10 protein-coding genes and 1 tRNA gene are annotated in these 12,223 nt (G+C 65.3%); 5 read left to right on the top strand and 6 right to left on the bottom strand.

Annotation, left to right across the window (positions count from 1 at the left end):
- Nucleotides 1-185: 185 nt before the first annotated feature.
- From cysQ to cysD, 3 genes are read right to left on the bottom strand one after another with little or no spacing between them, the layout of a single operon-like run.
- Nucleotides 186-959, bottom strand: a complete 774-nt coding sequence (gene cysQ / locus ABID37_RS16685; protein ID WP_435521575.1) for a 3'(2'),5'-bisphosphate nucleotidase CysQ — start codon at nt 957-959, stop codon at nt 186-188.
- A gap of 10 nt (nt 960-969) precedes the next feature.
- Nucleotides 970-2,907: a sulfate adenylyltransferase subunit CysN gene (gene cysN / locus ABID37_RS16680; RefSeq protein WP_354196767.1), complete on the bottom strand. Its 1,938-nt coding sequence runs from the start codon at nt 2,905-2,907 to the stop codon at nt 970-972.
- Between the two features lies 1 nt (nt 2,908).
- Entirely contained in the window at nt 2,909-3,814 is a 906-nt protein-coding gene (gene cysD, locus ABID37_RS16675; RefSeq protein WP_354196765.1) for a sulfate adenylyltransferase subunit CysD, read from the bottom strand.
- Nucleotides 3,815-4,235: 421 nt separating this feature from the next.
- Between cysD and ABID37_RS16670 the strand changes: the two genes are divergently transcribed.
- The gene (locus ABID37_RS16670; protein ID WP_354196763.1) at nt 4,236-5,519 is read left to right on the top strand and encodes an O-antigen ligase family protein; all 1,284 of its coding nucleotides are present in this window, start codon (nt 4,236-4,238) and stop codon (nt 5,517-5,519) included.
- Between the two features lie 77 nt (nt 5,520-5,596).
- On the opposite strand, the gene ABID37_RS16665 is transcribed toward ABID37_RS16670, so the two are convergent.
- Nucleotides 5,597-6,190 (bottom strand): biotin transporter BioY, encoded by a 594-nt coding sequence (locus ABID37_RS16665; RefSeq protein ID WP_354196761.1) that lies wholly within the window; start codon nt 6,188-6,190, stop codon nt 5,597-5,599.
- 154 nt (nt 6,191-6,344) lie between these two features.
- Here ABID37_RS16665 and ABID37_RS16660 point away from each other — a divergent pair, with 154 nt between their 5' ends.
- Nucleotides 6,345-7,253 carry an MBL fold metallo-hydrolase gene (locus ABID37_RS16660; RefSeq protein WP_354196759.1) on the top strand — a complete coding sequence of 303 codons (909 nt, stop codon included), beginning with the start codon at nt 6,345-6,347 and terminating at the stop codon, nt 7,251-7,253.
- A gap of 12 nt (nt 7,254-7,265) precedes the next feature.
- On the opposite strand, the gene ABID37_RS16655 is transcribed toward ABID37_RS16660, so the two are convergent.
- Complete coding sequence (locus tag ABID37_RS16655; RefSeq protein ID WP_354196757.1) at nt 7,266-8,039, bottom strand: DUF1499 domain-containing protein; 774 nt, start codon at nt 8,037-8,039, stop codon at nt 7,266-7,268.
- A 209-nt stretch (nt 8,040-8,248) separates the two neighbouring features.
- Between ABID37_RS16655 and ABID37_RS16650 the strand changes: the two genes are divergently transcribed.
- Nucleotides 8,249-8,632, top strand: a complete 384-nt coding sequence (locus ABID37_RS16650) for a hypothetical protein (protein ID WP_354196755.1) — start codon at nt 8,249-8,251, stop codon at nt 8,630-8,632.
- A gap of 9 nt (nt 8,633-8,641) precedes the next feature.
- On the opposite strand, the gene ppdK is transcribed toward ABID37_RS16650, so the two are convergent.
- The gene (gene ppdK, locus ABID37_RS16645; RefSeq protein ID WP_354196753.1) at nt 8,642-11,308 is read right to left on the bottom strand and encodes a pyruvate, phosphate dikinase; all 2,667 of its coding nucleotides are present in this window, start codon (nt 11,306-11,308) and stop codon (nt 8,642-8,644) included.
- 277 nt (nt 11,309-11,585) lie between these two features.
- On the opposite strand from ppdK, the gene ABID37_RS16640 reads away from it, so the two are divergent.
- A complete protein-coding gene (locus ABID37_RS16640; RefSeq protein ID WP_354196751.1) occupies nt 11,586-11,930 on the top strand; it encodes a VOC family protein in 345 nt (114 codons plus the stop codon).
- Nucleotides 11,931-12,084: 154 nt separating this feature from the next.
- Nucleotides 12,085-12,159 (top strand) — tRNA-Gln (locus tag ABID37_RS16635).
- The last annotated feature ends 64 nt before the right edge of the window (nt 12,160-12,223 follow it).

The following is a 12,223-nucleotide window of genomic DNA, read 5'->3' as shown; positions in this document are numbered from 1 at the left end:
TTGATGACGTCGGGTGTCGGCCCGATCCCGGAACCGGTCGCCTGCCGCCGAGGCTGCGGGTTTGCAGGCCCGCAGCCTCGCTGCTCAACCTACCCCATATCGATCAAACAATCCCGGAAGCCGAAGCGAAGCGGAGGCTATCCGGGATGACAGCGGCGGGTTAGATTCGGAGGTTTCTCCCTCCTTCACCGGCCCCGCGCGATGAAGAACGGATTGGAAAAATCCACGTCGTCCGGCAGGTTGCGCTTGCCATAGGCAAGCGGTGCGCCGTTGACCGTGCGGGTCATGCCGCCGGCCGCGCGCAGCACGGCGTCGCCGGCGGCCGTGTCCCATTCCATGGTGCGGCTGAAGCGCGGATAAAGGTCCGCCTCGCCCGCCGCCAGCAGGCAGAATTTCAGCGACGAGCCGACCGAGACGATCTCGGCCATGCCGAGGGCGGCGATATAATCCTCCGTCTCCGGTGTGTTGTGGGAGCGGCTGGCGACCACGGTGGGCGGCATCGCCTGCTCGCGCACGCCGATGCGCTGGCGCGCCACGACGGAATAGTCCTCGCCAACCCAGAGCGTTTCCGCCAGGCCGGGCCGGCCGGAAAAGAATCGTCCGCTGCACGGCGCGAAGACGACACCGACTTCCGGCGCGCCATCGCGGATCAGCGCGATATTGACGGTGAAGTCGGCGCGGCGGTTGACGAATTCCTTGGTGCCGTCGAGCGGATCGACCAGAAAGAACGCACTGCCGATCTCGCCCGGCCGGACGCCGGCCGCGGTTTCCTCCTCCGCCACGCAGGGAATGCCGGGAAAGCTGGCGCGCAACCCTTCGAGGATGATGCGCTCGCTTGCCCTGTCGGCGTCGGTCACCGGCGAGCTGTCGGCCTTGCTCTCGACCGCGCAGCCCGCTTCGAAGATGTGCATGATCTCGCGCCCGGCTTCGAGCGCGAGCGTTTCGAACAGCGCAAGAATGTCCGTATCGTCAGATACCGCCGCCGCTTTCGTACTGATCCTGGGCAATGTCACGCTCTGTCAACCACCGTTCTACCGCCTCCACCATCTCTTCCGGGGTGCGGCCGAGGGTCTGCAGGCGTACCTCGGGGTTCTCCGGCGATTCGTACGGCGAGTCCATTCCTGTAAAGTTGTCGATCTCGCCTTTCAACGCCTTAGCATACAGCCCCTTGGGGTCGCGGCGCACGCATTCCTCGAACGGCGTGTCGACGAACACCTCGATGAACTCGCCTTTCTCCATCAGGTCGCGCGCCAGCCGCCGCTCGCTGCGGAAGGGCGAGATGAAGGACACGATGACGACGAGGCCGGCATCGGCCATCAGCTTGGCGACTTCGGCCACGCGGCGAATGTTCTCGGCCCGGTCTTCCTCGGTGAAGCCGAGGTCGCGGTTGAGCCCATGGCGGACATTGTCGCCATCGAGGATATAGGTGTGGCGCCCGGCGGCGTGAAGCTTCTTCTCCAGCAGATTGGCGATGGTGGACTTGCCCGAGCCCGACAGCCCGGTGAACCACAGCACCGCCGGGCGCTGGTGCTTGATCGCGGCCCGCGCTTCACGGCCGACATCGAGCGATTGCCAGTGGATATTGTCGGCCCGCCTGATGCCGTGCCGGATCATGCCGGCGCCCACGGTCGCATTGGTGATGCGGTCGATGAGGATGAAGGCGCCGGTCGCACGGTTCTCGGCGAAGGAATCGAAAGCGACCGGCGCGCGCAGCGAGATGGTGACGACGCCCACCTCGTTGAGTTCGAGCGTGCGCGCGCCCTCTTCGGTGAAATCGTTGATGTTCAACCTGTGCCGGATGCCATCGACGGTCGCGCTCGCCTGATCGGTCGCCGTGCGCAACAGATAGAGGCCTCCCGGCCGCAGCGCCTGTTCGTCGAACCAGACGACGGAGGCGGAGAACTGGTCCGCCACCTGCGGGCGGGCCGATGGCGCCACCAGCACGTTGCCGCGCGAAACCTCGACTTCCTCGTCCAGAACCAGCGTCACCGCCTGTCCGGCCACGGCCCTGTCGAGGTCGCCGCCCTGGGCCACGATGCGCTTCACCCGCGCCTGCTTGCCGGATTTGGCCACCACGACTTCGTCGCCCGGCGAAACCGAGCCTGAGGCGATGGTGCCGGCAAAGCCGCGAAAATCGAGATCGGGGCGGTTCACATATTGCACCGGCAGGCGGAACGGCTGCTCGACGGCCTCGTCGTCCACCACCACCGTCTCCAGATGCTCGACCAGCGTCGGGCCTTCATACCAGCCGAGATGCTGCGAGGGCTGGCTGACATTGTCGCCATAGCGGGCCGAAATCGGGACCGCCTCGATGGTGCGGAAACCGAGCTTGCCCGCAAAGGCGCGGTACTGCGCCACGATGCTCTCGAATGCCGCCTGATCGTAGCCGACGAGGTCGATCTTGTTGACCGCCAGGACGATGTGGCGGATGCCGAGCAGCGAGGCGATGACGGTGTGCCGCCGCGTCTGGCGCAGCACGCCCTGCCGCGCATCGACCAGCACGATGGCGAGGTCGCAGGTGGAGGCGCCGGTAGCCATGTTGCGCGTATATTGCTCGTGGCCGGGCGTGTCGGCGACGATGAACTTGCGCTTGGGCGTGGCGAAGAAGCGATAGGCGACGTCGATGGTGATGCCCTGCTCGCGCTCGGCCTCCAGCCCGTCGACCAGCAGCGCGAAATCCACCTCGTCGCCGGTCGTGCCGTGACGGCGCGAATCCTGCTCGAGCGCGGCAAGCTGGTCCTCGAAGATCTGCCGCGTATCGGCAAGCAGCCGCCCGATCAGCGTCGACTTGCCGTCATCCACGGAGCCGCAGGTCAGGAAGCGCAGCAGCGACTTCTTCTCCTGGGAGGCGAGATAGGCGCGCACGCCCTCGACCGCATCGAGATTGTCTGGCGTTACGTGCCGCATTTCAGAAATATCCCTCGCGCTTCTTCTTTTCCATGGAGCCGGATTCGTCGCGGTCGATCGCCCGCCCCTGCCGCTCGGAGGTGCGGGCCGTCAGCATCTCGCCGACGATGGCCTCCAGCGTGTCGGCGCCGGATTCGAGCGCGCCGGTGAGCGGGTAGCAGCCCAGCGTGCGGAACCGCACCAGCCGCTCCTGCACCTGCTCGCCGGGCAGCAGCTTCATGCGCTCGTCGTCCTTGAGGATCAGCATGTCGCCGCGCTGCACGACTGGCCGGCGCTTGGCGAAATAGAGCGGAACGATGGGGATGTTCTCCTGCAGGATGTACTGCCAGATATCGAGCTCGGTCCAGTTGGACAGCGGAAACACGCGGATCGATTCGCCGGGCGAAATGCGGGTATTGTAGATGTTCCACATCTCAGGGCGCTGGTTCTTCGGGTCCCAGGCATGGCTGGCATTGCGGAAGGAGAAGATGCGCTCCTTGGCGCGCGACTTCTCCTCGTCCCGGCGCGCGCCGCCGAAAGCGGCGTCGAAGCCGTATTTGTCCAGCGCCTGCCGCAGCGCCACGGTCTTCATGACATGGGTGTGCGTGTTGGAGCCGTGGTCGAAGGGGTTGATCCCGTCGCGGACGCCATCCTCGTTGATGTGCACGATGAGGTCGAAACCGAGGCGCGCCGCCATCTCGTCACGGAAAGCGATCATCTCGCGGAACTTCCATGTCGTATCGACATGCAGGAACGGAAAGGGCGGCCTGGCCGGATAGAAGGCCTTGAACGCCAGATGCATGAGCACCGACGAATCCTTGCCGACCGAATAGAGCATCACCGGCTTGGAAAAGCTTGCGGCGACTTCGCGGAAGATATGGATGGATTCCGCCTCCAACCGCTGGAGATGGGTGAGCACCGGCGCCATGTCAGCCTGCTTTCCTTTCAACCGACCAAGAACGACCTTCAGATGCCGCCAGAATCTGCACCCGGAAGTCTGCCATCTGGGGCCTGCCGTCGGGGACTGACTTTGCCTGTGTCGGAAATCTGCGTCCGCGCCCGCTTTCTAACCCTGCGCGCGGGGGCGACCAACGCAAGGCCAACTCATTCGACGGGCTGAAGGCAATGATTTTTCCATGCCCGGAGCAATGTGGGGAACAAACATTCGAAACGGCCGCATCCGGCGGCATGCCATCAAATGGGCATCATTTTCGGTGCCTAGAAAAGCGCCACCTCCGTGCCGAACCGGCAAACGTCATGGACATCACGCTGGAATCCGCGCAGGAGAATGTGGAGGATCAGGAGAGGTATCGGGCCGCCGCACGCGCTGCCACGAGAAATGGGGACCGTTGCATATTTTCAGTAAGCTCAGCTTCAGCCGCGGCGGATCGGGTACGCTCGCCGCCTCGCTTCCCACTGACGGCATAGCGCGCAACAACGTTATTTCCGCCTTTTTGATGGGCGCCCTGCCCGCCGCCGCCGGCAGCGCCATTTCGGTGCTTCTCTATACATTCCTGGTATGGGCGCTGATCTCGTTGGCGCTCGGCCGTTTCAAGTTCCGGATGAGCAGCTCGGACCGCCTGCTGGCGTGGACCTTCACCTTCTTCGCCGGCCTGATCATGCTCACGGGACTGGTCGGCGAAAACCCCGCCCAGGCGCCGCGCTCATGCGTGTGGCTGCTGGCCTTTCTCTCGCCCTGGGCCATCATTCCCCGGCTGCGGGCCAGCGAAGGCCTCGACTATCTGACGCCCTACATTACCGGCGCGGCGGTCGGCGCGATCGCGGCCTGTCTCATCGCCTTCGTGCAACTGGCCATCTTCGGCGTGCGCCCGGCCGGCGGCGCCGGCAACGAGGCGGTCTTTGCCATGATGTCACTGTGCCTGATGGGGTTGGGCGGGCTCAAGATCGGCTCGGCGTCGCGCGAGGGCACGCTTCTCGGCATGATCGCCATCGGCGCGGGCATGGCCGCGCTTCTGATGTCCCTCACCCGCGGCGTGGCGCTCGCCGCCATCCCCATCCTGCTGCTGCTGGCCATATTCGCGCCGATAAGGCTGCGCGCCATGGTCCTGCGCCCGGCCACGGTGCTGGCGTTCGTGGCGGCGTTCGTGATCATCTACTTTACCCGGGAGGCGCTGTATGCACGCTTCCAGGAGACGATCGGCGAACTTGGCATCCTGCTGCACAACGGCCACACGGACGGCCCCATCGGCGAGCGCGTGCGGCTGTGGCATGCCGCGCTGGAAGCGATCCGCCAGTCCCCGCTCTGGGGCTACGGCATCCAGAACCGGATGGATGCGCTGGTGCCGACCCTGATGCTGGATGGCAACGTGATCCGGGGCTATACCCATGCCCACAACAGCATCCTGACCTTCATGCTGGACGGCGGCGTGCTCGTGCTCAGCGCGATGATCGCGGCCCTGTGCATGCCGGTCGTGCTGGCATGGCGGGCGCCGCGCGATGCCAACTATCGGCTGCGCCTGTTCGCGGCGCTGATCGTCTCCGGCGCATATGCGCTGTGCGGCATGACCCAGATCATGTTCAAGCACGACATCATGGATTCGTTCTTCGTGTTCTTCTCCATCCTGATCGCCGCATCGATCCCGGCGGATGACACGGAAGCGAAGAACGCCTAAGTCGGCCGCCAACAAAAGAAAACGCCCGGCGTCGCAACCGACGCCGGGCGTTTTTGTATGGTTTGCTTTGTCGGCGCCTAGCGGAAGCGGGCGACGATCGACCAGACGGCAGGAACGAGGCTCGCGGCCAGCGCAACCTTGATGAGGTCGCCGACGACGAACGGCACGACGCCGAACTGCCAGGCCTTGTCGGCGCCGATCAGCACGGCGAGCCAGGCAAAGCCCATCGCCATCATCACCACTTCGGCGACCATGAAAGCGCCGAACAGCTTGAAGGGGTTACGGTCGAAGCCACGGTCGGCGGCCCAGCCGGCGATGGCGGCCATGGCGACGAAACCTGCGAGATAGCCGCCGGTGGTGCCCAGCATGTAGGCGATGCCGATGCCCTTTTCCGGCGTGCTCTGGAACACCGGCAGGCCCATGGCACCCTGGGCCATGTAGAGAAGCAGGGTGGCGACGGCGAGACGCATGCCGAAGGCCGACGCGATCAGCAGGACCGCCAGCGTCTGCAGCGAAATGTCGACCGGGCCGAGGAAGACCTTGGTCTTGGCCGAAAGGGTCAGCAGCAGCGTGCCGGCGATGGCGAGGAAGAGCTGTGTCGCCAGGCGCGCGGCGCCTTTCTCGGGCAGGGCCAGTGAAACAAGCGGACGCATCGTCGTTGCAATTGCCATGTTCTTCCTCATTCCATTTGGTCGGGGCGCGATCGGGCAGGTGCAATGACCCCTGCACGTTTCCCCTATATTGACTTACATGCTATGCGGCAAATGGTTTCGCGGCACGACATGGCGGACGGCACACCTACATCGCAGATGAATTGCATCGCATATGGCACTTGAATTCGATACGGGCTTCGAGCCCGCCCACGGCTCGGCGGTCAGCGCCGCGCCCGGCGTCCTGCGCGTCACAGCGCCCAACGCCTCACCCTTCACCTTCCACGGAACCAACAGCTACATCGTCGGCCACGACACGCTGGCGGTGATCGATCCCGGCCCGGACGACGAGCGCCACCTGAAGACCCTGCTCGACGCCATCGCCGGGCGGCCGGTCAGCCACATCTTCGTCAGCCACACGCATCGGGATCATTCGCCGCTCGCCGCGCGTCTCAAGGCCGCGACCGGCGCCCTCGTGCTGGCGGAAGGCCCGCACCGGGCGGCTCGGGAACTCGCCATCGGCGAGGTCAACGCGCTGGACGAAAGCAACGACACCGATTTCATGCCCGACATCGCCCTGCCCGACAATGCGCTCGTCGATGGCGACGGCTGGTCGATCCGGGCGCTCCATACCCCCGGCCATGCGGCGAACCACATGGCTTTCGCGCTCGAAGGCACCGACCTTCTGTTCAGCGCCGATCACGTCATGGCCTGGTCGACCAGCATCGTGGCGCCGCCCGACGGCGCCATGGCCGACTATATGGCGTCGCTGGAAAAGCTGCTCGAACGCGACGACCGGCTGCTCCTGCCGGGCCATGGCGGCCCCGTCAGCCAGCCGAGGGCGTTCATGCGCGGCCTCAAGGCCCATCGCAAGATGCGCGAGCGCGCCATCCTCGAACGGCTGGGGAAAGGCGACCGCACCATCAAGGACATGGTCAAGGCCATCTACCGCGACACCGACCCACGCCTGCACGGGGCTGCCGGCCTGTCGATCCTGGCGCATCTGGAGGATCTGGTCGCACGCCGCCTGGTCGCCACCAACGGCGCGCCGGCCATCGACGGCATCTACGAGCCCGCGCGCTGACGGAACGGCGGCCTATTCGCCCTGCTCGAGGCCGGTCTGGCCGGTGACCTCCTGGTCCAGTTCCTTGAGGAACCTGACGATGCGGTCGGCATTGTCGCCGAGATCGTGGCGTCCGTAACGGGAGGCCGAGCGCATGTCGATGAAGCTCGTCTCCTCGTCGCCGCTCACGCGTATGGCGACATCGGCCGGCAGTTCCAGCACGAAGCTCGACGCGGTGGCGGTGATGACCACTTCCCGCACATTGATATCGGAGGACGGCCGCGTCTTCGTGTCCGTCCACCCCTGACGCCGCAGCACGTTTTGCACCATGGCAAGCGCCTCCGCGAATGGCAGGTCGTAGCGGCGGCCGTTGACGAGCGGATAGGCCTGCGCCTGCAGGCGGCGCTCGCCCGGCGTGGTAACCGGGCCGCTGCCTTCCGCGCCGGACAGCGGCGGCGGCGCTTCGAGATCGGTAGAAATGTCGCGCAGCGGCGGGAAGGTCAACGCCCAGTAGGAGGCGACCGCGAAGGGCGCCAGCACGACCAGCGCGACCAGCGCTCCGACCGTGAGGTCGCGTCCACCCCGGTCGCCGAAATTCCACAGCCTCGCAAAGGCCCAGCCCGCGAACAGCAGGGCCAAAGCCGCCAGCAGCGCAACCAGCGCCAGCACCCACAGGAAAGCCGGCGTTTCGACGAGGCCGAAATGATGCCCCGTCCAGACCGTCAGCAAAAGCACGGCCGAAAAAGCCGCCATGCGACGCGACCAGCCTGCCGCCATGGTGGTCCGCCGTTCAGGAAATGCCGTCATCGCCCGCCATCGAAGTCTTTCCGGGTGACAGACTTAGAGCATCGGACCGAAAAGGGGAATCCGCTTTTCGGGAGACTGCGCTATCCGCTCAAGGATTTTCAGGCGCTCTTCATCAAAGTTGATGCGCCGCGCTCCTCGCCGGCGGCCACCCGGCCCCGGCACGCCACAATGCAGCCACGCTGACGGTAAATGCTTTCTTAAGAAGGGGATTGACCGGCAAACACAGGGCCATCGGCATGGAAGCACAGCTCGACGAAAAGGTGCTGGAAGAGACATTGGCGGAAAGCCTGGCCGAGATCGCGCCCGAGGCAAATTCGGTTTCGGACGAGGAATTCGCGCAGATTGCGAGCGAGGCCCTTGAAGCGGTCGGCGGCCGGCTGCTCTTCAAAGTGCGCACCGGGAGTGACGAGGCGGAGGAGCATGTCGCCGCCGGCTGTATCGGCGACGGTGACAGCCGGCAGTTCCTGCTGCTTTCCCAGCCTGTATCCGGGGGGCCGCTGAAGGTCGAGACAGCCTCGAAAAGCGGCAATCCGCTCGCCGGGATCGCCGCTTCCTATGCCGCCCTCATGGATGCGCTGAACGCGGCCGCCTAGCCGCTTCCTTCACCCAGCCTTTCGAATGGCCGACTGCGCCGCCGCCAGCCGCGCGATCGGCACGCGGAACGGCGAGCACGACACATAGTCGAGTCCTACCTCCTCGCAGAAGCGGATCGAGGCCGGATCGCCGCCATGCTCGCCGCAGATGCCGAGCTTGATGCCCGGGCGCGCGGCCCTGCCCTTCTCGGCCCCGAGGCGAACCAGTTCACCGACGCCATCGATATCGATCGACACGAACGGATCCTGATCGATGATGCCCTTCTGGCGGTATATTTCGAGGAAGCTCGCCGCATCGTCGCGCGAGATGCCGAAGGTCGTCTGCGTCAGGTCGTTGGTGCCGAAGGAGAAGAATTCGGCGGTTTCAGCGATGACATGGGCGCGAATGGCCGCGCGCGGCAGCTCGATCATGGTGCCGGTCAGATATTCGATGGCGACACCGGTTTCGTCCATCACGCTCCTGGCGACGGCATCGATGCGGGCCTTGACGTAGTCGAGCTCCTTCTTGAGGCCGACCAGCGGCACCATGATTTCCGGCACCACCAGCTTGCCGGCCCTGCGCCCGGCTTCCACCGCAGCCTCGAAGATGGCGCGGGCCTGCATCTCGGCGATCTCGGGATAGGAGACGGCCAGGCGGCAGCCGCGATGGCCCAGCATCGGATTGAATTCGTGCAGGGCCTCGGTGCGCTGGCGCAGCTTGTCGGACGAAACACCCATGCCCTCGGCCACCTCGACCAGTTCCTCCTCGGTCTTGGGAAGGAACTCGTGCAGCGGCGGGTCGAGCAGGCGGATCGTCACCGGCAGGCCGGCCATGATCTCGAACAGGGCGAGGAAATCCGACCTCTGCATGGGCAGCAGCTTGGCCAGCGCCGCGCGCCGGTCCTTCTCGGTGTCGGCAAGGATCATCTCGCGCATGGAAACGATGCGGTCGCCGTCGAAGAACATGTGCTCGGTGCGGCAAAGGCCGATACCCTCGGCACCGAAGGAACGGGCCATGCGCGCATCCGCCGGGGTTTCGGCGTTGGTGCGTACCTTCATGCGGCGCGCCGCATCCGCCCATTCCATGATGGCGGCGAAATCGCCGGACAGTTCCGGCTGGAGCATCGGCACCGCGCCCTTCAGCACCTGGCCCGAACCGCCGTCGATGGTGATGATGTCGCCCTTGCGGAAGGTCTGGCCGAGCGCCATCAGCGTGCCGTTCTTGTGATCGACACGCAGCGAACCGACACCGGAGACGCAGGGCTTGCCCATGCCGCGCGCCACCACCGCCGCATGGCTGGTCATGCCGCCGCGCGTGGTGAGGATGCCTTGCGCGGCATGCATGCCGTGGATGTCTTCCGGGCTGGTCTCGACACGAACGAGAATCACCTTGCGGCCGACCGACTTCATCTCCTCCGCCTCGTCGGAGGAGAACACGATTTCACCCGTCGCCGCACCCGGCGAAGCCGGCAGGCCGACACCGATGACATCGCGCGCGGCCTTGGGGTCGATGGTCGGATGCAGAAGCTGGTCGAGCGAGGCCGGATCGATGCGGCAGACCGCTTCCTCCTTCGTGATCAGCCCTTCATTGGCCATGTCGACGGCGATCTTCAACGCCGCCTTGGCGGTGCGCTTGCCGGAGCGCGTCTGCAGCATCCACAGCTTGCCGCGCTCGATGGTGAATTCGAGGTCCTGCATGTCCCGGTAGTGGTTTTCCAGCCGCTGCGAAATCTCGACGAAGCTGCGGAACGCCTCCGGCATCAGCTTTTCCAGCGACGGCCGGTCGGAGCCGGCAGCGATGCGCGCCGCCTCGGTGATGTTCTGCGGCGTGCGGATGCCGGCCACCACGTCCTCGCCCTGCGCGTTGACGAGGAACTCGCCATAGAGCGAGTTTTCGCCGGTCGAGGGATTGCGGGTGAAGGCCACGCCGGTGGCGGATGTGTCGCCCATATTGCCGAACACCATGGCCTGCACATTGACGGCCGTGCCCCAGCTTTCGGGAATGTCGTGCAGGCGCCGGTAGGTGATGGCGCGCTGGTTCATCCAGCTCGAGAACACCGCGCCGATCGCGCCCCAGAGCTGCTCGCGCGGGTCCTGCGGGAACGGCTTTTCCAGCTCCTCCTGCACCTTGGCCTTGTAGAGGTCGATGACCTCCTGCCATTCGACGGCAGTCAGATCGGTATCGAGTTCATGGCCGAGGCGGGCCTTGGCGTCCTCGAGGATTTCCTCGAACACCTCGTGGTCGAGCCCCAGCACCACGTTGGAGTACATCTGGATGAAGCGGCGATAGCTGTCATAGGCGAAGCGCCTGTCGCCCGAATCGGAAGCCAGCGCCTCGACCGTCTCGTCGTTGAGGCCGAGATTGAGCACTGTATCCATCATGCCCGGCATGGAGGCGCGCGCACCGGAGCGCACCGAGACCAGCAACAGCTTGGACGGATCGCCGAACCGGCGGCCGGTCACCTTGCCGATGTGGTCGAGCGCGGCGTCGAGCTGCGCCTCGAACTCCTGCGGGTAGCGGCGGCCGTTGGCATAGTACCAGTTGCACATTTCGGTGGTGATGGTGAAACCGGGCGGCACCGGCAGCCCGAGGCTGCACATTTCGGCAAGGTTCGCGCCCTTGCCGCCGAGAAGGTTCCTGTCCCCGGCGCGCCCTTCGGCCGCTCCGTCACCGAAGGTGTACACCCACTTTCTCATGCCTTCTCCCCGGCTTGCTGTGGTCGACATGCCCCGGCCGGGGCTGGATGCGGGCAGCGATAAGGTGCCGAAAAGCGAAAGGCAAGCGCGCGCTTGAACTGCCGGCAATCTATATCGATTAAAGGTCCGACCCTGTTTCCCTGCGGCGTCCCTGAATGCCCGCGGACCGAGATGCCAGCAGCCCGGCGCCTTGGTGAAAAATACCCGTGGCCCTTCAACCCGATGTTGCCCGGGCGAGCGAAAAGAACTAGAACATAACCAGAACGAGGAGGATGCCATGCGACAGACAGGCAAGCTTGACTATATCGAAATGCCGGCCACCGGCGGCACGCTGGACAGCGTCAAGGCCTTCTACAGCACCGCCTTTTCGTGGTCCTTCACCGATTACGGGCCGACCTATTCGGCCTTCAACGAAGGGCTGGACGGCGGTTTCCACACCGATGCGACCGAAGGTTCGGCAAAGCCGCTGCCGGTGCTCTACAGCGAGAACCTGGAAGAGACGCTGGCCGCGGTGACGGCGGCCGGCGGGCGAATCGTCAAGCCGATCTTCTCCTTCCCTGGCGGCCGGCGGTTCCATTTTGCAGATCCGGCCGGCAACGAACTGGCGGTATGGGGCGAGTAACTTGCTCCGGGCGCGGCTTCCGGGGCCGGCCCCGGATCTGCCGAAAAACCAGTTTTCTCTGCCCGGCAGGGACGCTTTAATCGCATCGTGACGGATTGTGCTTTTTGTCGTCTCTGCCTATAAGGCCGCTCTGTCCGGTTCCGGACAGTTCCGTTGGGGCGTCGCCAAGCGGTAAGGCATCGGTTTTTGGTACCGACATTCCCAGGTTCGAATCCTGGCGCCCCAGCCACCTCATTCCCGCAATCACGATCGATCATCCCGTGCGGTCCTGACGCTCAGCGCCAGCCCCGGCC

It is taken from the genome of Aquamicrobium terrae (genome assembly GCF_040545735.1).
Classification (GTDB): domain Bacteria; phylum Pseudomonadota; class Alphaproteobacteria; order Rhizobiales; family Rhizobiaceae; genus Mesorhizobium; species Mesorhizobium terrae_A.
This window is presented reverse-complemented; position numbering and strand designations above follow the sequence as displayed.

Bases quoted from the DNA above. Each gene is read 5' to 3' on its own strand.
- ppdK (WP_354196753.1), bottom strand. From the start codon at position 11,308: ATGAGAAAGTGGGTGTACACCTTCGGTGACGGAGCGGCCGAAGGGCGC.
- cysN (WP_354196767.1), bottom strand. From the start codon at position 2,907: ATGCGGCACGTAACGCCAGACAATCTCGATGCGGTCGAGGGCGTGCGC.
- ABID37_RS16665 (WP_354196761.1), bottom strand. From the start codon at position 6,190: ATGGCAATTGCAACGACGATGCGTCCGCTTGTTTCACTGGCCCTGCCC.
- cysD (WP_354196765.1), bottom strand. From the start codon at position 3,814: ATGGCGCCGGTGCTCACCCATCTCCAGCGGTTGGAGGCGGAATCCATC.
- ABID37_RS16640 (WP_354196751.1), top strand. From the start codon at position 11,586: ATGCGACAGACAGGCAAGCTTGACTATATCGAAATGCCGGCCACCGGC.
- ABID37_RS16655 (WP_354196757.1), bottom strand. From the start codon at position 8,039: ATGACGGCATTTCCTGAACGGCGGACCACCATGGCGGCAGGCTGGTCG.
- ABID37_RS16660 (WP_354196759.1), top strand. From the start codon at position 6,345: ATGGCACTTGAATTCGATACGGGCTTCGAGCCCGCCCACGGCTCGGCG.